At 39.7% G+C, this 23,898-nt stretch carries 27 protein-coding genes and 1 tRNA gene; 19 read left to right on the top strand and 9 right to left on the bottom strand.

Going from position 1 to position 23,898, the window contains the following annotated elements; all coding sequences use genetic code 11:
- The first annotated feature begins 28 nt into the window (after positions 1–28).
- The 4 genes from CR194_RS09135 to CR194_RS09120 all read left to right on the top strand — a co-directional run bounded on the left by CR194_RS09135 (position 29) and on the right by CR194_RS09120 (position 3,884).
- Positions 29–823 (top strand): N-acyl homoserine lactonase family protein, encoded by a 795-nt coding sequence (locus CR194_RS09135; protein WP_110609372.1) that lies wholly within the window; start codon positions 29–31, stop codon positions 821–823.
- A 64-nt stretch (positions 824–887) separates the two neighbouring features.
- Positions 888–1,691 (top strand): carboxymuconolactone decarboxylase family protein, encoded by an 804-nt coding sequence (locus CR194_RS09130; RefSeq protein WP_158282217.1) that lies wholly within the window; start codon positions 888–890, stop codon positions 1,689–1,691.
- Positions 1,692–2,142: 451 nt separating this feature from the next.
- A complete protein-coding gene (locus CR194_RS09125; protein ID WP_110609370.1) occupies positions 2,143–2,790 on the top strand; it encodes a GntR family transcriptional regulator in 648 nt (215 codons plus the stop codon).
- Positions 2,791–2,939: 149 nt separating this feature from the next.
- A complete protein-coding gene (locus tag CR194_RS09120; protein ID WP_110609369.1) occupies positions 2,940–3,884 on the top strand; it encodes an AEC family transporter in 945 nt (314 codons plus the stop codon).
- A 323-nt stretch (positions 3,885–4,207) separates the two neighbouring features.
- Here CR194_RS09120 and CR194_RS09115 read toward each other — a convergent pair.
- The 3 genes from CR194_RS09115 to CR194_RS09105 all read right to left on the bottom strand — a co-directional run bounded on the left by CR194_RS09115 (position 4,208) and on the right by CR194_RS09105 (position 5,271).
- A tRNA-Val gene (locus tag CR194_RS09115) sits at positions 4,208–4,282 on the bottom strand.
- A 118-nt stretch (positions 4,283–4,400) separates the two neighbouring features.
- Positions 4,401–4,580: a hypothetical protein gene (locus CR194_RS09110; protein WP_110609368.1), complete on the bottom strand. Its 180-nt coding sequence runs from the start codon at positions 4,578–4,580 to the stop codon at positions 4,401–4,403.
- A 130-nt stretch (positions 4,581–4,710) separates the two neighbouring features.
- Positions 4,711–5,271, bottom strand: a complete 561-nt coding sequence (locus tag CR194_RS09105; RefSeq protein WP_110609367.1) for a phosphatidylglycerophosphatase A family protein — start codon at positions 5,269–5,271, stop codon at positions 4,711–4,713.
- Between the two features lie 244 nt (positions 5,272–5,515).
- Here CR194_RS09105 and CR194_RS09100 point away from each other — a divergent pair, with 244 nt between their 5' ends.
- Positions 5,516–6,034: a YjcG family protein gene (locus CR194_RS09100; protein ID WP_110609366.1), complete on the top strand. Its 519-nt coding sequence runs from the start codon at positions 5,516–5,518 to the stop codon at positions 6,032–6,034.
- A complete protein-coding gene (locus CR194_RS09095) occupies positions 6,031–6,456 on the top strand; it encodes a GNAT family N-acetyltransferase (protein ID WP_110609365.1) in 426 nt (141 codons plus the stop codon). The genes CR194_RS09100 and CR194_RS09095 overlap by 4 nt, the downstream gene beginning before the upstream one ends.
- Before the next feature lie 47 nt (positions 6,457–6,503).
- Here CR194_RS09095 and CR194_RS09090 read toward each other — a convergent pair whose 3' ends face one another.
- Positions 6,504–6,968 carry an S-ribosylhomocysteine lyase gene (locus CR194_RS09090; protein ID WP_110609364.1) on the bottom strand — a complete coding sequence of 155 codons (465 nt, stop codon included), beginning with the start codon at positions 6,966–6,968 and terminating at the stop codon, positions 6,504–6,506.
- A gap of 556 nt (positions 6,969–7,524) precedes the next feature.
- Positions 7,525–8,274, bottom strand: a complete 750-nt coding sequence (nfsA, locus tag CR194_RS09085; protein WP_110609363.1) for an oxygen-insensitive NADPH nitroreductase — start codon at positions 8,272–8,274, stop codon at positions 7,525–7,527.
- A gap of 49 nt (positions 8,275–8,323) precedes the next feature.
- On the opposite strand from nfsA, the gene CR194_RS09080 reads away from it, so the two are divergent.
- Positions 8,324–8,950, top strand: coding sequence for a hypothetical protein (locus CR194_RS09080; protein ID WP_110609362.1), 627 nt, complete (start codon positions 8,324–8,326; stop codon positions 8,948–8,950).
- A 34-nt stretch (positions 8,951–8,984) separates the two neighbouring features.
- Here the strand turns inward: CR194_RS09080 and CR194_RS09075 are convergent, their stop codons facing one another.
- On the bottom strand, positions 8,985–9,320 hold the full coding sequence (locus tag CR194_RS09075) for a YppG family protein (protein ID WP_110609361.1): 336 nt from the start codon (positions 9,318–9,320) through the stop codon (positions 8,985–8,987).
- Positions 9,321–9,323: 3 nt separating this feature from the next.
- A complete protein-coding gene (locus CR194_RS09070; RefSeq protein ID WP_110609360.1) occupies positions 9,324–9,764 on the bottom strand; it encodes an Hsp20/alpha crystallin family protein in 441 nt (146 codons plus the stop codon).
- An 855-nt stretch (positions 9,765–10,619) separates the two neighbouring features.
- On the opposite strand from CR194_RS09070, the gene CR194_RS09065 reads away from it, so the two are divergent.
- A complete protein-coding gene (locus CR194_RS09065) occupies positions 10,620–11,177 on the top strand; it encodes a hypothetical protein (protein WP_233254289.1) in 558 nt (185 codons plus the stop codon).
- Between the two features lie 366 nt (positions 11,178–11,543).
- Here the strand turns inward: CR194_RS09065 and CR194_RS09060 are convergent, their stop codons facing one another.
- Complete coding sequence (locus CR194_RS09060; RefSeq protein WP_110609358.1) at positions 11,544–12,236, bottom strand: ATP-binding cassette domain-containing protein; 693 nt, start codon at positions 12,234–12,236, stop codon at positions 11,544–11,546.
- Between the two features lie 236 nt (positions 12,237–12,472).
- Positions 12,473–13,129 (bottom strand): potassium channel family protein, encoded by a 657-nt coding sequence (locus tag CR194_RS09055; RefSeq protein WP_110609357.1) that lies wholly within the window; start codon positions 13,127–13,129, stop codon positions 12,473–12,475.
- Between the two features lie 324 nt (positions 13,130–13,453).
- Between CR194_RS09055 and CR194_RS09050 the strand changes: the two genes are divergently transcribed.
- From CR194_RS09050 to ureC, 11 genes are all read left to right on the top strand, one after another.
- The gene (locus CR194_RS09050) at positions 13,454–14,548 is read left to right on the top strand and encodes a mechanosensitive ion channel family protein (RefSeq protein ID WP_110609356.1); all 1,095 of its coding nucleotides are present in this window, start codon (positions 13,454–13,456) and stop codon (positions 14,546–14,548) included.
- Positions 14,549–14,659: 111 nt separating this feature from the next.
- Positions 14,660–14,905, top strand: coding sequence for a glutaredoxin family protein (locus tag CR194_RS09045; protein WP_158282216.1), 246 nt, complete (start codon positions 14,660–14,662; stop codon positions 14,903–14,905).
- A gap of 18 nt (positions 14,906–14,923) precedes the next feature.
- On the top strand, positions 14,924–15,976 hold the full coding sequence (locus tag CR194_RS09040; RefSeq protein ID WP_110609354.1) for an HD-GYP domain-containing protein: 1,053 nt from the start codon (positions 14,924–14,926) through the stop codon (positions 15,974–15,976).
- A gap of 317 nt (positions 15,977–16,293) precedes the next feature.
- Entirely contained in the window at positions 16,294–16,884 is a 591-nt protein-coding gene (locus CR194_RS09035) for a hypothetical protein (protein ID WP_110609353.1), read from the top strand.
- A gap of 141 nt (positions 16,885–17,025) precedes the next feature.
- Positions 17,026–17,742, top strand: coding sequence for a 2,3,4,5-tetrahydropyridine-2,6-dicarboxylate N-acetyltransferase (gene dapD, locus CR194_RS09030; protein WP_110609352.1), 717 nt, complete (start codon positions 17,026–17,028; stop codon positions 17,740–17,742).
- 5 nt (positions 17,743–17,747) lie between these two features.
- Positions 17,748–18,884, top strand: a complete 1,137-nt coding sequence (locus CR194_RS09025) for an N-acetyldiaminopimelate deacetylase (protein WP_110609954.1) — start codon at positions 17,748–17,750, stop codon at positions 18,882–18,884.
- Between the two features lie 620 nt (positions 18,885–19,504).
- Complete coding sequence (locus CR194_RS09020) at positions 19,505–21,055, top strand: sodium:solute symporter family protein (RefSeq protein WP_110609351.1); 1,551 nt, start codon at positions 19,505–19,507, stop codon at positions 21,053–21,055.
- Positions 21,056–21,058: 3 nt separating this feature from the next.
- Positions 21,059–21,298 carry a hypothetical protein gene (locus tag CR194_RS09015; protein WP_110609350.1) on the top strand — a complete coding sequence of 80 codons (240 nt, stop codon included), beginning with the start codon at positions 21,059–21,061 and terminating at the stop codon, positions 21,296–21,298.
- 250 nt (positions 21,299–21,548) lie between these two features.
- Positions 21,549–21,851 (top strand): urease subunit gamma, encoded by a 303-nt coding sequence (locus CR194_RS09010; protein WP_110609349.1) that lies wholly within the window; start codon positions 21,549–21,551, stop codon positions 21,849–21,851.
- A 15-nt stretch (positions 21,852–21,866) separates the two neighbouring features.
- A complete protein-coding gene (locus CR194_RS09005) occupies positions 21,867–22,199 on the top strand; it encodes an urease subunit beta (protein ID WP_110609348.1) in 333 nt (110 codons plus the stop codon).
- Entirely contained in the window at positions 22,189–23,898 is a 1,710-nt protein-coding gene (gene ureC, locus CR194_RS09000; RefSeq protein WP_110609347.1) for an urease subunit alpha, read from the top strand. Before CR194_RS09005 ends, ureC begins: the two co-directional genes overlap by 11 nt.

The raw sequence follows: 23,898 nt of genomic DNA, 5'->3' as shown, positions 1-23,898 counted from the left end.
CGATATTGACTCAAAGGAGTTGGTAGTGATGAATCGTGCTAATGATTATGAAGTCTTTGCCATAAGATACGCAACCAGAGAAGCAAAAGCAAAAGATAATTTTTATGGACACTACAATGACATACATGAAGATCGATCTATGCCAATGGATTATTACGTTTGGTTAATTAAATCAGATCAACATACGATTTTAGTAGATACTGGATTTACTGAAAAAGTAGGAAACAAGAGAGGGAGAGAGTTTCTTCGTGCTCCAGTAGATTCTTTAAGAGATATTGGCATTAACGGAAATGATATAACGCATGTGATCCTTACTCATATGCATTACGATCATATCGGAAATTTGGATAGCTATCCTAATGCAACATTCGTTGTACAAGATTCAGAAATGGCATTTTGGACAGGAAGATATGCGTCAAAACCAATGTTTTTAAATCATATTGAATCAGAAGATGTTGTCTATTTAGTAAGAGAGAATTTAAAAAACAAATTAAAGTTCGTGGATGGTAATGAAGAGATATTTCCAGGAGTAAATGTTTATAAAACTGGTGGACATTCAGCTGGCTTGCAAATTGTGACAGTAGAAACGTCTATAGGAAGAGTTGTTCTGGCTTCAGATGCAGCACATTATTATGAGAATTTAAATCTTGAAAGGCCTTTTTCAACTATTCATGATCTAGAAAATATGTATAAATCATTTGATATGGTCAGGTATTTATCTGACGACCCAAACTTAATTATTCCTGGGCATGACCCTCTAGTCATGAAAAAATTCCCGAAATATAGCGATGATTTGGAAGGGTTGGTTGTGCGTATTAAATGAAAAAACATACAATTATTCACTTGTATATATAAATTTACCTATACTAAGTAAAGGTGGGAAAAATATGAAAGAATACCGACATGAATCCGAAAATATCCATAAGAAAAATGAAGAAGTCTTGGAACTCCAAGAGCAAATCAAACAAAAATTTAGAGATAAAAGAGGTTACTGGTCAGAGGGCATTTGGAGTAGTATGTTAAATCTTGATCCCTATTTTCTTGAACAATATTTAGATTTCTCATTAGTGCCATTTGAAAAAAAACATATAAGTCTGAAGGATAAAGAACTTATTTATATTGCTTTTGATGTTTCTGCAACACATATGTATGAACCTGGAACGCAAGCACATATGGAAAATGCTTTAGAGTATGGTGCTACCACAGAAGAAATATTGGAAGTCATTGAAATAGCAAGCCTTCTTGGGATGCAGACCTTTCACTTTGGGGGCCCTATATTAATAGATGAACTTGAAAAAATAGGCATGAACGTTTCTCAAGATTTAAGTGAGCAACAGCTAAAGATGAAGAATAGTTTTATAGAGAAACATGGCTATTGGGATGAAATATGGGATGCTCCATTACGGTTAAGTCCACAAATTTTTTCAGCATATTTAGGGCTATCCACCGTCCCTTTAAAACATGGGCAACTCACACAAAAAATGAGACAATTTGTCTCTTTAGCAGTGGATTCAGCTAGTACGCATTTAAACGAAAAAGGGATGAGAATGCATATTCGGAATGCTCTTGAATTTGGTGCAAGTAAAGAAGAGATTACGGAAGTATTTGAATTGGTTAGTACCTTAGGGATTCATGCAGCTACAACTAGTGTTCCAATTTTAGAGAAGGTATTACAACTTAGGGAGAAATAATGGTGGAGTAGCTGGCAGATAACGTGGTTTGACTATTTACATTAGCTTAGGTTCTTTATACTATTAAAATAGATTGTTTTCAGCGAGTGTGGATGGAGAAAAATAACCGCGTACGTCCTACCGGCAAACCTCGAGCCGCTTTAGAAACCACAAGAGCATTGGAAAAGTGTTTTACAGCCAGATTCACTCTGTTTTATATAGTCTTCCGTTTATTGAGGGTGATGTTTCCTAGTCCAAACAAAAGGCACAAAGGAGACATCGACTCCCGTTTCACTACCTTCGCACTCACGGTTACTTTTATAGAGGGTGCTGACTGTCTAACCTGTGAATCAGAGTCTCGAGGAAGTCTCTGAAATCAACAACAGTTATTTACATAACCTAATAAAAGTATATGGATTTTCTAATCTTAGAACACTACCAAAATATTTTTTAAGAATAGGAGGGTTATAAATTGAATCCTATAGCGAATGATACATTATCTCAAAAAATTGCCGATCATATTACTACTCAAATTGTTGAAGGTAAAATATCTCCAGGGGAAAGGCTTTTAGAGAAAGAACTCACTGAAATATACGGTACAAGTAGAGCACCAATTCGAGAAGCTTTGTATATTTTGGAGAATCAAGGGATTGTTGAACGAGTACCAAGGAAAGGTGTTTTTGCTCGAAAATACTCTTATTCTGAAATTGAAGAATTTTACGATGTTGTTTATGAATTGACGCGGTATGCCGTATGTAAGGGGATAGATTCCACAGATACAGATGATAAAGTGAAAGAGCTCGATCATTTGTTGAATAAAGTTGAGCTTTCTATTAGTAAAGAAGACTTTAGAATTAGCTTCGATTATATCGAAGAAATCCACGAAAAAATATTTGAGATCTCCAATAATAGAGTGTTACTCGATTTATATGACAAGCTTAATAAACAATGGACGACATTCCGATATATTACATTATCGCACCCAGAGAGTTTAATGAAATCTATAAAAGAGTATCGAAATATTTATTTGATCATCGTAAATAAAGATAAATCAAAAATTGAAGATGTGTTACTTGATAAAAAAACAAGAGCTTTATCTGTATTAAAGAAGTTATCTTAACGTTGTTGTCACTCTTTATTTTTAGACATAAACTAGTCGAAATTAACTCTCTTATACTAGAAACAACTGTTAAATGAATCCATTTTATTTCTTAAGTTGATAGCATAATAAACAAAAGGAAATGGTGGAATTTGGAGGTAACATGACTATTGAATTTAATCACATTATTAAATCCCGTGTTACTACTTACAACGATTGCTATTGCAGGATTTTTCATTTCTAAAAGGCTAGTTGTAACCAATCATGTGAAAAAGTTTGTTTCTTTTATCGTCATTAACCTTGCGTTACCTGGGGTTGTGATCCAAAGTGTGTTTAATTTAGTTTTAGATGAACAAACTTGGTCATTAATAAGTACGGTATTTTTTATGGGATTCTTGCTGAATATCATAGGAATGTTGTTAGGGTATGGTTTGACGCGTGCCTTTAATTACTCCTCATTTAGTTCTCGGCAAGCAGCCGTCCTTTCAGGGTTGGGAAACACTGGTTTTATTGGAATTCCATTTCTTGCTATCATGTTAGGGGGAGAAGCTGGAGCATTTGCAGCTTTTTATGATGCGTCTTCGATGATGCTAGTATTTTCTCTTGGGGTAATGTTATTGCAACCGGATAAATTTAAATTATATCAAATGAAATCTCTTTTCAACATGCCGTTTGTGACATTACTCATTAGTGTCATCATGTTATCTAATGATCGTTCTCCAATAAACTTTGTTATGGATCTAAGTGAAATTTTAGCTGGACTCTCAGCTCCTCTAGCCATGATATATATCGGATTATTGATTGGAGAATGGGATAAAAAATCATTTAATCTAATAAAGCGGGATTATAGTAAATTCATATTGGTAGTAGTAACAACGAAAGTCATCTTATTACCATTCATCGCTCTAATCATTCTTTCCTTTAAAGACGCTCCATTAATCATTAAACAAGTTATCATTATTCAATCTGGCATGCCATCTTTTCTTTTAGCAATCGTCTTATTTGAAAATTATAAAGGGAATGTTCAAGCTGCTATAACTGTTATTATTGCTACAGTCTTTTTATTTCTTCTTGTAGTCCCTCTCATCGGCTATTTATCTTTTTATTTATTATAATGCAGTAATTGACTAATGTTTTATAATTAATTTCTGTTTCTATTGAAATTTGATCGCAGAGACCTACAAGACTCTTTAATATAATTAACCTTTAATGCGCATGAGATAAGCGTTTTGAGAATTGTCTATTGGTTAGCTATGTGGTTTACTACTGAGTAAAATCACGCTACCCATTACTTCGGAAAGCTTTTGGTTTATGGCAGGTATTCCTTACTCAATGTAAAGGGACACCCTAATAACCCAGTTCATTTTCATGGTAAACATCTAATAAATCCAAAATAAAAAACCTCTTGTTTTCAAACAAGAGGTTAAACATGTATGTATGGTGGGCTGTACTGGGATCGAACCAGTGACCCCTTGGTTGTCGACCAAGTGCTCTCCCGCTGAGCTAACAGCCCTTATGTAATGATGGTTGTACGCGTAACAGTGTTTGTTGCGACAAGTATTAATATATAAGAAAAATGATCTGAAGTCAATAGATTTTAGAAAATTAGGTTAGAGAATTTTCCAGTTGATTTATTCGTCGTATGTATAGCGGACGACATAGCGATCGTCTTTTAATTTTCGAATTTCAACGAGGGGGCCCACTTCGTAGCCATTGATCCAATTATCTTCAATTTTGGCTTTGAGGCAGCTTGCTTGAAACTTAGACGTGAAGATTTGCTTCCAATAAATCCATCTCGGTTTATTTGCCATCTTTTTTTCACCTCATAAAAGTACACTCATTGCTAGAAAGAATACCACTCCCAATAAAAAGAATCAAGTGAAGATGAACGAAAAAAAGATTGGACCACCTTTTCAGGCGTTCCCAATCCCTTTCAGTGAATTAACCAATTCGTTCTTCTTGATCTCGGTGCTCAATTTCTTCTTCCCGTAGTTTCTCTTCACGATCACGGATGCGGTGGGCAAGACGACTCGAGGCGTTTGCTGCAATGCTGCAAACGAGATCATCAAGGAATGTATGAACTTTGTCTGTATGGTCAGAGTCTAGCTCTTTAATAATCCCTACTTTTTCTTTGTCTAAATAGCCAAAGGTCGTCACGGCAATACTTCCGTAACCGAAAACGGAACCTAAGGCAATCGTTTCATCGACTCCGAAAAGGCCTTCATCCATTTCCACAATCGATTGGAGCGGTTCAGAAAGTTTCTTCTGTTCAGCCAATTTATCCAGTTCAACACCTACTAGAACAGCGTGCTGAATTTCCCTTTTTTCCAAAACTGCATTAACGCTTTCGACACAGTCATGCATGTCCAGCGTTTCGTTATATTCAATCTGCATATCATATACAATTTGTGCGATGGCCTCGATGGACACTCCGCGCTCTTTCAGAAGATTACGTGCTGCATTTTCCACGACATGACAGTGGATCGGTTGTTTTTTTGTCATATGGTTCACTCCTAAGATGATGTATTTTCTATTATTCTACCATTTTAGCATAATTTAAGGAAAATTCCGTCTAAGAGGAGTTTTCTCAATTAAACGCAGGTCAGCTTTACGTCGAAATATCGTGCTTTTTTATGAAAACGTTTTATATTTTAAAGGATTTTTGAATTGAATGAAGAAGTATATTATGATGAATAGAAATTCAATACTTATATAATAAATGTAATGAACTAGAGGAGGAAATAAAATGAAATACGGAATTGCTGTTTTTCCATCAAAAAAATTACAGGATATTGCGAACTCCTATCGCAAGAGGTATGACACAAAGTATGCGAAAGTTCCACCTCATTTGACGCTGAAAGATCCATTTGAAATGGAAGAAGAGAAAGCTAGTGAACTAGTGACTCACCTTAGAAAAGTTGCTGAGCAATCGGTTCCGTTCACATTGGGCGTGTATAAATATAGTTCCTTTTATCCGGTGACCAACACGATCTATATGAAAGTGCGAGAAAATGCCGAATTGACTTCATTACATGAAAAGCTAAATTCAGGCACATTAGAGAAAAAGTTGGAGCATGCCTTTGTTCCTCATATTACGATAGGTCAGGAAATGAATTACGATGAATTGTCTGATGTGATTGGGCGTCTTGAATTGGAAACAATTAACCATGAAGAAACGATAGATCGCTTCTCATTACTTTATCAGTTAGAGAACGGCACGTGGACCGTTTATGAAACGTTCCTGTTAGGTAAAAACGATCAATGATCCGTGTAGAAGTAGCGGGCACAGAACAGCAGCTGAAAGATGTTTACAACATTCGGCGGCAAGTGTTTATTGTTGAACAAGGTGTCCCTGAGGAAATCGAAGTAGACGATCAAGAAAAGGCATCGATTCATTTTGTGGCTTACGAAGAGGAACGACCTGTTGGAGCAGGAAGAATGCGCGTTATGGACCTGACAGCTAAGGCTGAGAGAGTGTGCGTGTTATCCGACGACCGTAGTCGAGGGATAGGCGCTTTAATTATTAATAAAATGGAAGAAGTCGCTCGTGAAAATGAGTTAGAACTATTGAAGCTAAATTCTCAAATTCAAGCTGAGGACTTCTACAAACGGCTAGGTTATGAAACCGTATCTGACACTTTTTACGATGCGAATATTTTGCATGTGACCATGCAGAAACAATTATGAAAATGAGCACCCTTTAGAGGGGTGCTCATTTGTTGTATTGGGATTGATTAGGCGAATATTTCTCGCCATTCGTTTTTCTTATTTAACATCTCTTTCGCAATGTCTTTAGCTCCTTCTAAGGAGTGAGAAGCGGCCCAACCACATTGAACCTCATTACATGCAGGGACTTCAGTTGCTTTTAGCACGTCATTAAGCGTTTTTTCAACTAGCTCGATGACGTTATCATAGCTTTCATCATTAATAATTGAAAGGTAAAAACCTGTCTGGCATCCCATTGGACTAATGTCGACAATCTGAGAATGGTGATCGCGGCTGAATTCAGCCATCATGTGTTCCAAAGAATGGAGTCCAGGCATGTTCATATGATCTTTATTGGGCTGGCAAAAGCGCAGGTCGTACTTGTAAATCGTATCCCCCTTCGCTCCTTCAGTAGTTCCAGCAAGGCGAATATACGGAGCTTTGACTTTCGTGTGGTCTAAATTAAAGCTTTCAACGTTCATCTTCTTCGTCATCAATAAATCCTCCTTCTATTGTGAGAACATTCTGTCTTTATAATAAACATAGCATTAGTATATCAGTAAACCTAGTGTCTGCAAAAGGAATATGATAAACGTATATATTATTTATTTATGATGAAAGTTGGGGAAGAGTTAATTAGGGGGGAGCGAAATTAATTTTGCCTCGTTGAGTTGAGAGACAAACAGAGGGAGAAAATCGATACTTAGTCCCGAAAGAGCGAGTTGCGAGACAAACTAAAGTAGAACTGTGAATACTTAGTCTTGAAACCTGCCAGACTCGAGACAAACAAAGCAGGACCCTGAAAAGTTAGTCCCGAATAGGCCAGATTCGAGACAAACAGAAAAGAGATCCTAATACTTAGTCTCGCAACGACGATATACGGGTCAAACAGAAGAGGAATCTAGAAAGTTAGTCTCGAATCTACGAGTTAAGAGACAAACAAAGCCGAAATGTTAATTCTTAGTCTTGAAACTTCCAAAACTAAAGATTAACAGTAAGTGTCAGTCCTACAAAGGCACACTTTATCATTAATGAAGTATCTCTGGAGTACTACGATTTCATAAAGCCCTTACCTTGAACAAAATCTTTCATATGCATTCTACGAGGTGTTTTTAACATATTTGACATTTGCTCCGTCCAACGATCGCTTCGTTTTCCATCGGTTCGATCATGATAATAAGCTGAAATCGTCTCGTTATAGTTTTCAAGTCCTTGTTGAACCTTCTGCTTTTCATTCGGGTACGTTTCTTTATAATACACGTTTTCTAACGGCAGGCGTGGCTTCTGATCTGTTTCAGCATCAGGCACCCCCACGGCCATCCCAAATAAAGGAATCACGTATTCAGGCAATTGAAGAAGTTCTGAAACTTTTTCAATTTCGTTTCGTAAGCCACCTATATAGCAAATTCCAAGACCGAGAGACTCTGCGGCGACGGCTGCATTCTGTGCTGCGAGAGAGGCGTCAATGACGGCAACCATGAATTTTTCAGTGGATTCAATAGCCGGTGTGATTTCGAGATCCTCCATTTCAGCCGCGACGGTATGCCGGTAAAGGTCGGCACAGAACACGAAGAAATGTCCGTTTTGTTCTACATAAGGTTGGTTTCCTGCAAGTGTGGCTAATTCTGCTTTCGTTTGTTTATTTTCAACGCCAATGATGCTGTAGGCTTGTATGTAGCTAGAAGTGGAAGCCATTTGCGCTGCGTGAACCAATTGTTCAATTTCTTGTTCGGCTAAAGGTTGATCCTTGAATTTTCTAATCGAGCGGTGATTTAGAATGGTTTTCATCGTTTCATTCATTGCTATCAACTCCTTAGCGACTATTTTATCATAACTTAGAGGTGTTTAAATGTTTTTCGTATGGCTGACAATTGTCCCGTTTTTTATTGCGTTTGTGGAAGGGATTGTACGGTTCTTCCAGATCAGAAAGCATGGCGTTTCAGAAAAACTCCCCTGGATTCAACATCTATTGGGGGGAATAGGGCTTGTAACTTTGATTTACCTAAGTTTCACATACTTATCTGATCAGGTCTGGTTAGTTATTGCGATAGGTATTGTATTAATGTTTTACATGATTTCCTCTTTAATCTCAGGTGTTTATCATCTAACTGTTTATCAATCATCTGGAAAAGAGGTAGAGGGAGTGGTTGATGATAAGTTAAAAGCATATGAAGGGCGCGTATCAAAAGAGATAAACAAGCAAAGCAAAAAGATAGAATACGTCTTGGAAGATACGAAAGAAAAGCTTAATCTCGATTGGGATGTGTCTCCTTTAAATAGCGATTTCGCTCATACTGTCCATGTGCGACTGCAAAGGAAGGTGCCAAGTGAATTGGAGAACGAGTGGTTTGATTTGAGAGAGACTCTAATCAAAAGAGGGGCAGAAAAAGACGTTCAAAAACGTCTTAAATGGCATGGGGCGTTGCTCTTAGCTGGGTTTCTGATTTTCTCCTATATCACAATACAAGCAATGTAAAAAAAGGAGACCTATTTGTCTCCTTTTAATATATTCATTTCGTTGTGAAAAAGCTGCCTACTTGTTTCACGAAGGGGGAGACTTGATTGGCTGTCTTGACGACTTGATCCATCGTCGTCATCGCTTTTTGAAAGTCGAATTTTCCTTCATTCGTTTGAAAAGCACTCATTAGTTTGGACGCAGGTTTCTGCTGAGCAAATGGTGCTGGGTATCCTCCTGGTTGTTGTTGATGATATTGAGGAGGATATCCTTGATAGGGCCCTTGCTGATAAAAAGGCGGCTGTTGATGCCCATGCCAATGGTGCGGCGGTGTATGATAGGGTGGTTGATAATCGTATGGTTGATAAGATTGTGGACGTTGAAAGAACATTTCTTACACCTCCTTCGTGTCAATTGGAATTCTCTTACGTTTGGTTGGAATCCGGATCGTTAACAACCCTTGAGATAGACTCGCTTTTACATCTTCTTCATTGACGGCAAAGGGAAGAGTCACAATCCGATCGGCCCGTTGATATCGAAGAGATTGCTCCAAGCTCCTTTTAGTATCGTCTTTTTTTTCAATGAAAGATTCGTTATGAACGCCAATTTTAACGTAGTTTTGATAAATATCTAATCTAATTTGCTCTCTCTTGATACCCGGCAATTCAGCCTCAATAATATACTGATCTCGTGTTTCATATTGATAAACGGGGATCGTCTTCGGACTGTGCAAGTGTTGAATCGCCTGATTGAAAAAGTTATCCATTGAATGTAAAATATCCCCAAAAGGTTTCTCGTGAATCGGTTGAATATCCCTGTTTTTACGCTCGCTCATTATGATCACCCCTCGGCACGATTTATCCTGTATTACTATATGTTTCCGACAGCCAAGTTGAGTGGGCGCATCGCTTAATTTAAGCGAAAGATGATTGGAAAGTAGCGGAAATTAGTGTGATTGACGACGAACAGCGTATAAAGCGCGCCTGAACGTAGCTAACATGAGAGATTGGCGACGTTCAACGTAAGAAAGAGGGCTTGAACGTAGCTAACATGAGAGATTGGCGACGTTCAACGTAAGAAAGAGGGCATGAACGTAGCTAACATGAGAGATTGGCGACGTTCAACGTAAGAAAGAGGGCATGAACGTGGCTAACATGAGAGGTTGGCGACGAACAGCTTAGAAAGAGGGCATGAACGTCGCTAACATGGGAAATTGGCGACGTTCAACGTAAGAAAGAGGGCATGAACGTAGCTAACATGAGAGATTGGCGACGTTCAACGAAGAGAGTGGGCTTGAACGTAGCTAACATGAGAGATTGGCGACGTTCAACGTAAGAAAGAGGGCATGAACGTAGCTAACATGAGAGATTGGCGACGTTCAACGTAAGAAAGAGGGCATGAACGTCGCTAACATAGGAAATTGGCGACGAACAGCTTAGAAAGAGGGCTTGAACGAAGCTACCATGAGAGATTGGCGACGTTCAACGTAAGAAAGAGGGCATGAACGTAGCTAACATGAGAGATAAGCGACGAACAGGTTAAGTGTATGATCTGAACGTCGTTAACCTGCCGCTAAGTTAGTAGCAAAGAAGTCCTCATAAGAAAGGTTGGTTTCCAGATGTATGTTAGCCTATTGATACCGCTTATTATTTTTTATTTTACTGGACTGGTTGAATGGATTCAGATGAGGATGAAGCAAGGAGTTTATTATAAAAATCATTGGAGTATTTCAGTCTTGGCATTCGTGGGAGCGGGGATACTCTTTTATATTGACCGAGACATCTTCATAGAATACTTTACTCTACAAACCGCTGTCATTTTCATTATTATTTTCTCCGCTCTCATATTCATAAGAGGCAGAGAGCATTTAGTCATTTATAACACGTCAAAAGAACAGGTAGAAGAGAGTCTCGAAAAGAACTTCCAGTTCTATCATGTCACGTTTTCAAAAGACCAAAAGGAAGATGAGAATCCCTTCGATTATTTACTGCCAGAGACCAATGAAAAAATAACATTCAGCTGGGATGAGTCCCCCATGAATGATGAATCGAAGAACACCATACATTTAAAGATTAAAAGAAAAGGGAGGTCCAGTTATTTAACTGAAGTGTTAAACGAGACGATCGATGAATTACGTGAACAAAACCTTGGACAAGGTCTCACTAAACGCCTTACTTGGCATGGAAGTTTTCTTCTAGCGGCTACCTTGGTCTTCATGTCTTTCTTTTTTGTGAATTTATTGGCATAATGAATTTTAGCGAAGAAAATATTTTTGTAAGTAGTCTTTAAATCATATAGGCTATAAATGAAGTCACGTTGATATAACAGACAAGTCACCTTCAACATGAATGGGCCAATGAATGGCATGGATGAAGGGTGCGTTCGATAATCTATCTACGGTATACCAGATAAATGAAAAGGTGTGATGAAAATGGGAAAAGTCCAAAAAGCTGCGATTATCTTATTACTTTTTGGCGCAGGGGCGGTTGTTATTACATATACGGTTCTAACTATTTTAGCCATTATGTACAGTGGTTCAAACGGCTCCTGATCCACGCTAACCAATATGCGAACACGAGAAAAGCCCACATCCTTTGTGGGCTTTTGTTTGTGATTAATGAACTTGTTCATCCTTATCAATTTCAACTAATTGGCGATTACTGACTGTGAAGTGACGGTCAGCTAAATGATGGATGGAAGGATCGTTCGTGACAATGATGACTGTTGATCCTTGTTTTTTAGCGAAATGGAGTAGCTTGTCAAGGACTGCTGCGCCATCTTCACCTTCTAACTCTTTCGTCGGTTCATCCGCTAAAATGATCTTCGGACTGGTCATTAGGATGCGAGCAATGGTCGCAAGCATTTGATGTTTATCATCTAGTCCTTCGATGGACTCTTTGAATTTATCTTCAGAAAAGCCGAGATCCGCTAAAATGGCTTTCGCTTCTTTTTCTCGTTCGGCGTACTGAGGATCTTCTTCTTTTAAACCGACTAACAGATTTTGTTTAGCCGATAAATAAGGCATTAAACAGCCTTCGTCATTAATGTAGCCGATGTTTGCTAAGCGCCATTCCGTGCGTTTTCTAATACTTACTAAGTCTTCACCGAAAACTTGGACGGATCCTTTGTTCGCAGGTGTCATGGCCGCGATCATTCGTAAAAGTGTTGATTTACCTATTCCTTCTTCGCCTGATATAACAACGAGTTCCCCCTCGCGAACGGTTAAGTTCATATCTTCAAACAATAACGTCATATCAGAGCCGTTCGAAAAACGTTTGACTACATTATTTAATTCAATGGCATTCATACATTAGCACCCCCAAAGTGTGGTTGGAATTTAGTGAAATGATGTTCAATGGTACAAGATGTTACTCCCTATAAATATATTAAACCACGTAGATAAGAGAAATGAAACCGCTATCATTAAAAAAGTTTGACAATTTTGTAAAGTTAAAAAACTTTCTACTGTTGGTATAGTAGAAAGCTAAATAAGTGCTTGTAGTGCCATTCCTGGCAAAGAATCCTTCTATTATCATTCGATTATTAAAGAGCCCCTTCTTGGAATCGCCTTAAATCTCTTTTATTTCCAATGACGACGAAAATGTCACCTTGGTGAAGTGGGTCATTAGGGTTCGGGGTCACGTCTACTTTCCCTTTTTGTTTAATGGCTAAGACGGTGCAACCGTACTTGGCGCGAACATCTAGATCGATTAACGATTTACCGTTCACTTTCTTCGTTGCCAAAATTTCGACAATGCTGTAGTCGGCAGATAAATCAATGTAATCTAATACTTTCTCAGATGTTAAAAACTCGGCAATACGATTTCCCATGTCTTTCTCAGGGTGGAAAATGCGATCTGCTCCGATCTTTTCCAATACTTTATGGTGGTAACTGTTCTGAGCTTTTACCCATACTTTCGGGACATCTAAATCCTTTAAATGGAGGGTACATAATATGCTTGCTTGAATATCTTCACCGATCGCTACAATAACGTGTTCGAAGTTTCGAATTCCAATTTTTATAAGGGATGCTTCGTCCGTTGCATCTGCGTAGATGGCATGGGTAGCAAATTGATTAGCCTCTTCGACTTTTTTTTCATCCTTGTCGATGGCCAGCACTTCGTGACCCATATGATATAATTCTTTACAAATACTTGTGCCGAATCGACCTAAGCCGATAATTGCAAATTGTTTTTTCATCTCAGGTACCTTCTTTATATCTATTATGATGACAAAGTATATCATTTACAGTCATAAATATTCAAGTTAATATAAAAAAAGACGTAGATTCTTAATAATTGGGGAATGGTCCTGTAGTCAGTGCGATATTATGGAGTGACAGTTATGGTATGTTGCATCTTTCTGTCCTGTTACTATCGTTTCTTATTACGGTTCTGCTCTTAATTTACATAGGACTAAAAAGCACTTATGTTCTTGAATGTAGACTTGGACTCTCTTAGGAATAGAGAGTTCTTTTTCATCTGAAACTACCTGAATCTAAAGCTAACTTAAAAGGAGTATTTTATGAATCATTGGATCTATACCTTCACTTGGGGAGAACTATTAATAGCATTAGGGATCTTTTTGTTATTTTTAGTGTTCAGAAAAATTTTCACGACGTATGTTTTTAAATTGATTTTAAGTGTAGCGAATAAAGCACCGACGCATGTGGTGACGAATGTGCTGCTCGCCTTTGAACGACCGCTGCGATCCTTTTTCGTCGTGCTCGGTATTTATGCAGCTTTTGTTTATCTTCCTTTTCCACACACCTATGACGTTTCTGTGATGAGGATTTTACAGTCATTGATTATTTTCCATATTGCCTGGGGGCTGTTTAACCTTTCTGCTTCCTCTTCAGCTCTCTTTACTAGAGTGGGTAAGAAATTGGAAATTGAAGTGGATCAAATCTTGTTACCCTTTCTTTCTAAACTGATTCGCTTTGCCATCGTGGTGATGTCTCTTAGCATTATTGCTGATCTGTGGGGGTATAACGTGAATGGATTTGTGGCAGGTCTTGGTATAGGCGGACTAGCCTTCGCCCTTGCTGCTCAAGATTCTATTAGCAACTTTATTGGAGGAGTAATTATTATTACGGAGAAACCCTTCACTTTAGGCGACTGGATTGAAACACCGTCTGTTAACGGTTTTGTAGAAGATATTACCTTTCGGAGTACAAAAATCAGAACCTTTTCTGATTCATTGGTCGTCGTACCTAACTCAACTTTGTCCAATGAGCCGATTGAGAACTGGTCGAAAATGGGCAAAAGACAAATTAGTTTTAATTTAGGTGTTGAGTATTTAACCCCTAGAAAGAAGATGGATACTTGCGTGGCCCGGATTGAAGGGATGCTCAGAGAAAGGGACGATATCGATCAAGAACTGATCATTGTTCGGTTCAGTGAGTTTAACGAAAGCAGTCTTGATATTTTTCTTTATTTCTTTACGAAATCAACTCTATGGACGGAATACATGGAAATTAAACAAGAAGTAAATTTAGAAATCATGTCGATCTTAGAAGAAGAAGGGGTGTCTATTGCTTACCCTACGAGACGTATTCATATGGATGATCATGCAGAGAAAACAGAACCTAAACAACCTGAATCAAAATCACAACTATAAGACTTATTACCCATGCCTAAATTCCACTGAAGTATTTTTAGAAAAAGGGAGTTGATCGGAATCATCTGTAGTAAACTAAATATATAGTCCTATCAGGTGGGAGTGGTGCAGGTGAACGGAGAGGTCATTGTTTATACTAGTAAAGGCTGTCCTTATTGTGAGCAAGTGATTGCGTTTTTACATGAACATAGGATGAAAGTGGATGAGCGAAATATTTCGGAAAATGAGGGGCATTTTTCAGAATGGAAGTCCATTAATCCTATCGGAACGCCTCTGACATTATACGGAGAACACCAAGTGATTGGTTTTCATAAGAAGAATCTTCAATCGATTGTTGAAGAACATGTTGGAAAATGAAATTTTGAGGGCGGTTAAATGAGATATGTATTTATTGATAAAGTGGAACAAGGTGAAAAACTAGGCAGACATATTTTTGCCAGTGATGGTCGAATTCTCTTGAACGAGGGAGTCACATTAACGATTGGATTAATTTCTAAGTTGCGTCAGATGGGGGTTTCATCGTTATTCGTCAAGGACGATCGGTTTGAAGATGTGGAAGTAGAAGAAGTGGTGTCTGAAACGACGAGAAGAAAAGCCGTCTCAGCTGTGGCCCATTCGATTCAATACATCCAGCAAGACAAACCCCTTGACGGGAAGGCAATCAGTGACGTGGTTGACCTAATGATTGCTGAAGTGATGGTGAATTCCGATGTGTTGTTCCACCTGACGGATATTCGCACGAAGGATAATCAGCTATTTGTACACTTAGTAAACGTATGTATCATGTCAGTCATGGTAGGGGTGCAAGTAGGTTTAAATAAAAAACGCATTCAGGAATTAGCTACAGGAGCATTGTTACACGATATTGGAAAATTGGTTGGAAGTGTTCGAAAAAAAGATATTCCCGTCGGATACGATCGCGACGATGAGCTCATGAAGCATCATTCGTGGAAAGGGTTTAATCTTTTAAGAAAATCGGCTGACATTAGCACACTTTCTGCCCATATCGCTTTAACCCACCACGAGAACGTCGATGGATCTGGTGAACCAAGGGGAATGGAGTCAAATGACATTCATTTCTTAGCAAAAATTGTGGCTGTGGCAAATGATTATGATCATCTCACCTCTCGCGGAGAGCAAGCGAAAGGAATGTTCCCTCATGAAGCTTGTGAACAGATCATGGGTCTGACAAATGTTCGGTATGACCATAGCATTGTCTGGAAATTTCTTCGTTGTATCGCCTTTTATCCGTCAGGGACTCAAGTGAAATTAAATACCGGGGCAATCGGTGTTGTCACCGGTCAGCATAAAGGACTCCCCCAACGCCCTATTGTCCGTACGTTCTGGCAAAACGGCGACGATTTCCTTTTCGACGAAGTCGATTTAGCGAGAGAGACAACCGTATTTATTACAAAAGTATTTTCATAGTTTCACAAAACCAGACGCTTAGGTGTCTGGTTTTTTTCGCTTTTTAGGAAATAATAGATCTTTGATTTGTGGATGCGTTTCTTTCGATTTTAGGAAGGATAAAGGGGACAAACGAACCTCGTTGTACTGAGGTTTGTCTCGAAACAAGCAAAAAAGGGACAAAAGAGCTCCGCCGTTCCGAGGTTTGTCCGGCGTATTAAACCCTTTCTATCATTTTACCTGACCATTTATCAGAATATTAAAAACACCATTTCATTTATATTTCTTTAATGTTACAATTATATTACAATACGAAATGAGATGGAGAGGGTATAGCTATGATGATACATAAAAATGTTCTTTTTTCTGTTGTTTTAGTCTTTCTGTTATTATCTAGCTTCATGTTCAGTGTAGATACTATAACTGTCTTGAGCCATCAATCGGACAAGGCCCAACAGGCAGTTCTTAAAGAAAACAATCGAGAAGAACTCACGCATATAACCGAAAGTGATTCATTCCATCTTGAAATGAATGATTCTGGACAAGGAACAGACTTCGTAGATTTTGCACGTGCAGACCTTGGTAAGTCCATCGCAACAATCATAGAGATCGAAGGAAAGCCATTGGAAGAAGGATATTTTGAAGGCGGCCCTTATTACATATATGATCACGCGACTTATTTTACGGGTCCAGAAACGGAAACTATTGTAGCCATTGCGGTTAGGGGAGATGCCCTCCCAGAGCAAGTAAGAAAAGACTTGGACGAGCTTGCTGATGAACAAGCGATTCATAAAGGGGTAAACGAAATGGACGGCTATTGGAATGAGATTTATGAAAGTGGCGATCATGAATTGATGATCGAAAGAGCAGATGAACAATCGACGATCCAAGTCGTTTGGTTCACAGAAAAAGGGTTATTTTCACAATGAATAGATAAACGATGAGAAAACCGGCAGCCAAGAAGCCGGTTTTCGTGTTTTTTGTCATTTCTAGACGCCTCTTCCATTGCATTTTTTTGTTGAAATGTCTATGATGAAAAGGAGTTCTAAGATTTGAAGGAGGAATTATTCATGAAACAAATGGATGCAAATGAAATCATTAGCTTTATCTCAAATAGTGAGAAATCAACACCAGTAAAAGTACATATTAAAGGTGACTTGGACGGAATCGATTTCGGTTCAAACACGAAATCATTTATTCAAGGGAATACGGGTGTTCTTTTCGGTGAGTGGAAAGACATTCAGCAAGCGTTGAAAGATAACGAGTCAAAAGTGGAAGACTTCGTTGTTGAAAACGATCGTCGCAACTCTGCGATTCCGTTGTTAGATATGAAAAATATCCACGCTCGTATCGAGCCAGGCGCGTTTATTCGTGAGCAGGTTCAAATTGGTGATTCAGCGGTGATCATGATGGGTGCTTCCATCAATATCGGTTCAGTCGTTGGAGAAGGAACGATGATCGACATGAACGCTGTCCTTGGCGGAAGAGCTACTGTAGGAAAGAACTGTCACATTGGAGCAGGCGCTGTATTGGCTGGTGTCATTGAACCACCTTCTGCTAAACCTGTTATCGTAGAAGACGGTGTTGTCGTTGGAGCGAACGCTGTTGTCCTTGAAGGTGTAACAGTTGGAGCAGGTGCAGTTGTTGCAGCTGGAGCAATTGTAACAGAAGACGTACCGCCTAACACGGTTGTTGCTGGAACGCCAGCGAAAGTCATTAAAGAAATTGACGATCGTACAAAAGGCAAAACGGAAATCAAGCAAGAACTAAGAAAGCTTAATAAGTGATCGATATGAATCAACAAGATCACAATTTGCAGGAGCGCCTGGTGGCTAGACGCCGGGCGCTTCATCAAATTCCAGAGCCCGGTTTCAAAGAAACGAAGACACAGCAATTTATTTTAGACGTGATAAAAGCCTGTCCACAAGATCATTTACAGATGAAAACGTGGAAAACAGGTGTGTTAGTGAAAATCAAAGGAAGTCAGCCTACGAAAACGATCGGTTACCGAGCAGACATAGACGGTCTTCCAGTTGTAGAAGAGACATCCCTTCCTTTTTCATCTACGCACGACGGAATGATGCACGCCTGTGGTCATGACTTTCATATGACGATTGGGATGGCTTTGGTTGAACATTTTGCTGTCAATCAGCCTAAGCAAAACATCGTCTTTGTTTTCCAACCGGCAGAGGAAGGACCAGGTGGAGCGAAACCACTTCTTGCTTCTGAAGAATTTCAGACTTGGAAGCCGGAAGAAATGTACGCACTCCATATTGCTCCCGAGTTACCAGTTGGAACGGTCGCTACGAAACCAGGGATTCTCTTCGCTAACACGAGTGAGTTATTTATTGATTTTCTTGGTAAAGGCGGGCATGCGGCTTACCCTCATGCCACTGAAGATATGGTCGTTGCAGCGAGTCATTATGTGACCCAATTGCAAAGCATCGTAGCAAGAAATATTTCCCCGCTTGACTCTGCCGTAGTGACAATTGGAAAAATAGAAGCAGGGACAAAACAAAACATTATCGCTGAAAAGGCTCGAATAGAAGGGACGATCCGCACATTGTCCATTGAGTCTATGAATGAAATCAAATCACGAATCGAAGGAATGGCCCGAGGGATTGAAGAAAGTTTTCAATGCCAACTCTCCATTGACTACGGAGCGAATTATTGCCAAGTTTTCAATGACGCTGACTTGACTGAGGCGTTTGTCCAGAGCGCTGAGAATTCTCAGCATGTGACGTTCGAAGATTGTGATAAAGCGATGACGGGAGAAGATTTCGGCTATTTTCTAGAAGAAATTCCAGGTGTCATGTTCTGGCTTGGGGTGAACAGTGAGCACGGACTCCATTCCAATAAATTGAACCCAGACGAAAAAGCCCTGTCCGTTGCAGTAAATTATTTGACGGAGTTTCTAGCTAGTAAGTAACGGGCAAATGCAGAATACTTCACAGGCAAAACATGTGATTTCTTAAGTGAAATCGCATGTTTTTTTATATCGTTGTTTTATCCCTAGCGTAAAAATCACATGCCCATTGCGTGAGCATGAGGAGGAGTTTATGGGGAACGTGTTCCTATAATTCTCGTGTTTTTCAAATCGTTAAATGTCTAACTATAGTCCTTAAATGGGCAAGCAAGAATAAACGTTATCAACTAATCGAAGACAATGCGAGTCTTTAAAAAAAGAACTCGATCAAAATTTATAAATCACGAGGGTTACTTTTAAGATTCTCTTAAAAAAACTTTAAGAAAGATCACTTTTAATCTATTTTCTCTATATTTTTTACTAAGAATAAAAAAGGTATTTTCCAACGTTTTTTATCTGCTGTTTTTCTTCTTCCCCTAAGAATATAAGCTATTTTAAAGGTAATTTTTGTAAGCGTTTTCTTTCGTAAATAGAGAATATTCACGCGAAAAAGATTGTTATATAACCTTACAAATGCTTTGAATTACCAAATTTCCGCCTGTATACTTCGTTTTATTGAAGTGTGGAAATTATCTAACAATTATAGGAATAATAGTATTGTTAGAAAAAACAGGAGGAAAATAATGTTAACGTCAATGACAGGCTATATGATTTTGTTAATTTTTGGAGTGTTTTTTATAAGTTTGACACTGATCATGCAGTGGAGACGAAAAACCAAAATGACTGCTGAGCAGTATAGTACTGCCGGCCGGAACGTGGGGGTAGGGCTGGCAAGTGCTTCTATTATTGCTGCCTGGACCTGGGCTGCAACATTGATGATGTCTTCTTCCACGGGGTTTCAATACGGGATCAGCGGGCCTTATTGGTACGCAGCCGGAGCATGTATTCAAGTACTGCTTTTTGCGATTGTGGCACTGCATTTGAAGCGAAAAGCACCCAAAGCGCACACATTTTTAGAATTTATCGGAAAGCGTTTTGATCAAAAGAACCACCGGCTTATGATGATGTTTGCTTTAATGACAAATATTATTGTAACGGCGATGGTGATCCTTGGTGGAGCGTTGGCGTTAAATTCATTAACAGGAATGAATATATATGCAGCAGCATTACTGATTCCATTAACTTTTACGATCTACACGATGATCGGCGGATTGAAAGCTTCCTTTATTGCCGACTATCTCAACACGGTCATGATTTTTGTGATTCTTACCATTTTTGCTACAGTTGTCTACGTACAGTTTGGAGTAGAAACAGTATATGAAGGACTTGCTTCCATGCCTGCATCTTCGGAAATGATTACGATGGCTTCCATCTCTGGTTTAATGTTCGGCATCATTAATATTATCGGGAATTTCGGTGCGGTGTTCGTGGACCAGTCGTACTGGCAGCGGGCGATCGCAAGTAAAGACGGAGCTGCGTCCAAGGCGTATATCTATGGAGGTCTTGCCTGGTTTGCGATTCCTTTTGCGATTGCGACCTTTCTCGGTGTATCAGCGGCAGGGCTTGGTTTAAATATAGGTGATCCTGATGCCTCTGCTCCGATGATGGCAGAGCATCTTCTCGGAGCGACAGGGTCTATTCTCTTTCTGGTAATGCTTTTTATGGCGGTAATGTCCACGGGGGCAGCAGAACTAACAGCAATTACAAATATTGTCGTTACGGATATTTATCGCCGTTCGATTAATCCACTTGCAGGAAGTGTAAAGACGTTAAGAGTTTCCCGTCTGATTACGCTCAGCACGGGTCTCGGAATGGGCGTTCTTGCAGTAGGACTGCTCCAGATAGGTATCGGACTGGGATTTGTTTATATGGCAATGGGTATTTTTATAAGTGGGGCGGTTATTCCGCTGACGCTCGGACTTCTCTCGAAAAGAGCCACAAATGGTGGTTGTTTTTACGGTGCATTATTAGGAATGATTTCCGGAGTTTCTGTATGGTTTAGTACGGCTTACTTCACAATGGGAGCCATCAGCGTAGCAGCATTGCAAGAATTACATGTGATGCTCGCTGGCAATCTGACTGTTTTTGCAGTAAGCGGTACGATAGCTATTGGACATGCGCTGCTTGCGAATGAAGAATTTGATTTCGAAGCTATGAAAGATGAATTCAAGAGCTTTGATGAAGAGGTTGTAGATGTTGGAGACCCAGTTGAAGTGAAAAGTGAGGTGGTTTAAGCAATGAGAGATAAACAGCTGAAAAAAGATACAAAATCAGTTACAAGATGGGCTATTGGTTTGACGTTTGTTTTGATTTTTGCATTTCCCGGTGTAATGTTTATAACTGGCTATACGTATAGCCTCGCCTTTTTTACAGGATGGACCTATCTTGCTTTTTCCTGGCTCGTTATTGGGGGTCTATATATTGCTGTACGACCATGGGTGGAATACTATCTGGATAAGAAAAAAGCAACGGAATAACCGTAATAATCTTTACCTTAATAGAAAAGCAGAAGATTTTCTTCGCTGTTTTACTGCGATTTATAGTATACTAATATTCTGTCAATTCTGTATTTAATAAAATATGAAGAGCGTATTAATAAGTCTCAGTTATCTTTAATGGATGTTTTTTAAAGGATTTTATTACAGTTGTCCAGGCTGACTTTGGGAAAAAAGAAGTTGGATGCGTAATGCTTGGAGCTCATGCAACTGTAAAGAAAGGAGCACGGTTATGAAGCTGACATCAAGAGAAATGGAAAAACTGCTCGTTGTTACGGCGGCCGATGTAGCAAGAAGACGGCAAGCAAAAGGATTGAAACTTAATTATCCTGAATCTGTAGCCATTCTCACCTATGAAGTGGTTGAAGGTGCACGTGAAGGAAGGTCTGTGGCGGAACTGATGCAGTTTGGAACAACCATTTTGTCGCGCGAAGACGTAATGGAAGGAATTCCGGAAATGATTAAGGATATTCAAGTTGAGGCAACTTTTCCTGACGGAACCAAACTCGTTACGGTACATAATCCCATACAGTAAAAGGAGGAGAACTGGATGATACCAGGTGAATATATTTTGAAAAAAGAACCGTTAATTTGCAATGCAGATAAGGTGCCGGTAGTAGTAACAGTGCTGAACCGCGGGGATCGGCCCATACAAGTCGGATCCCACTTTCATTTTTATGAAGCAAACAGTTTCCTACATTTTGACCGGGAAAAGGCTTTCGGAAAGCACCTGAACATCCCTGCAGGAACAGCGGTGCGCTTTGAACCTGGGGATGAAAAGGAAATTCATCTTGTTTCTTTTTCTGGAAAGCAGGAAATCTACGGTTTCCAGAATAAAGTGAATGGAGCTGTACAGAAGGGGGAAGCTGCGGATGAGTTTTAAAATGTCAAGAAAGCAGTATGCGGACATGTTTGGTCCAACAACCGGGGACGCTGTACGCCTTGCAGATACAGATTTATTTATCGAAATTGAAAAAGATTATGCAGTATACGGTGATGAAGTAAAATTTGGAGGCGGGAAAGTGATCCGGGACGGAATGGGCCAGCACCCGCTGGCTCTTCGGGAAGAAAGCGTGGATCTCGTACTCACAAACGCCATTATTGTTGATTATACCGGTATTTATAAGGCTGACATCGGTGTAAAAGATGGAAGAATCACGGCTATTGGAAAAGCAGGCAATCCGTTATTGATGGACAAGGTTGATATTGTAATAGGTGCTTCTACAGAAGTCATTGCCGCGGAAGGAAAAATCGTAACTGCAGGCGGCATGGATGCTCATATTCATTTTGTGAGTCCACAGCAGATTGAAACGGCTCTTTCTTCCGGAGTTACCACAATGGTAGGAGGCGGTACAGGGCCCGCTACCGGAACAAATGCTACCACTTGTACGCCAGGAAAATGGAATATTCACCGAATGTTGGAGGCTGCGGAAGAGTTCCCAATGAATCTGGGTTTTCTTGGAAAAGGAAATAGTTCCGGAAAAGAAGCCCTAGCAGAGCAGGTGGAAGCAGGAGCAGTAGGCTTGAAGCTCCACGAGGACTGGGGAACAACAGCCGCAGCGATTGATGCGTGCTTGAGTACTGCGGATGAATATGATGTGCAGGTAGCTATACATACAGATACTCTGAATGAAGGCGGGTTTGTAGAAGATACGCTCGCTGCAATTGACGGTCGCGTAATCCATACGTATCACACAGAAGGAGCTGGAGGAGGTCACGCACCCGATATTATTAAAGCGGCAGGAGAACCGAACATTCTCCCTTCTTCCACCAATCCCACAAGACCCTTTACCGTAAATACATTGGAGGAACACATGGATATGCTGATGGTATGCCACCATTTGGACCCGAGTGTACCAGAGGATATCGCATTTGCCGATTCCCGTATAAGAAAAGAAACGATCGCTGCAGAAGATATTCTTCACGATATGGGGGTCTTTAGTATTATTTCGTCTGACTCCCAGGCTATGGGACGGGTCGGAGAAGTAATCAGCCGTACATGGCAGACAGCAGATAAAATGAAAAAACAATTCGGAAATATGGCAGGGGATGAAGGAGTAGGGGATAATCATCGGGTGAAGAGATATATTGCCAAATATACGATTAATCCCGCGATTGTGCACGGAATGTCTGACGAGATAGGTTCTATTGAAAAAGGGAAATTCGCTGATCTTGTAGTTTGGGATCCTGCATTTTTCGGTGTAAAGCCTGAGTTAATTATAAAGGGAGGTATGATTGCACATAGTGTAATGGGAGATCCAAATGCAAGCATCCCTACACCGCAGCCGGTCCTGTACCGTCCGATGTTTTCATCTTTTGGAAAAGCCAAACATCAGACATCCATAACATTTGTTTCCCAAGCGGCGGAAAGAGCCGGCATTAAGAAGGAACTAGGTCTTGAAAAACTAGTAAAACCAGTGAAAAACACGAGGAACCTGACGAAAGCTTCTATGAAGTTAAACGGAGAAACTCCACTAATCGAAGTGGATCCCCAGACTTATGAAGTGAAAGTAGACGGCAACGTCATTATCTGTGATCCTGTAGAAGAAGTTCCTATGGGTCAGCGGTATTTTTTATTTTGA

The organism is Salipaludibacillus keqinensis, from assembly GCF_003226325.1.
Taxonomy (GTDB): domain Bacteria; phylum Bacillota; class Bacilli; order Bacillales; family Salisediminibacteriaceae; genus Salipaludibacillus; species Salipaludibacillus keqinensis.
The sequence above is the reverse complement of the archived record's forward strand: the minus strand, read 5'-3'. Positions and strand labels throughout refer to the sequence as shown.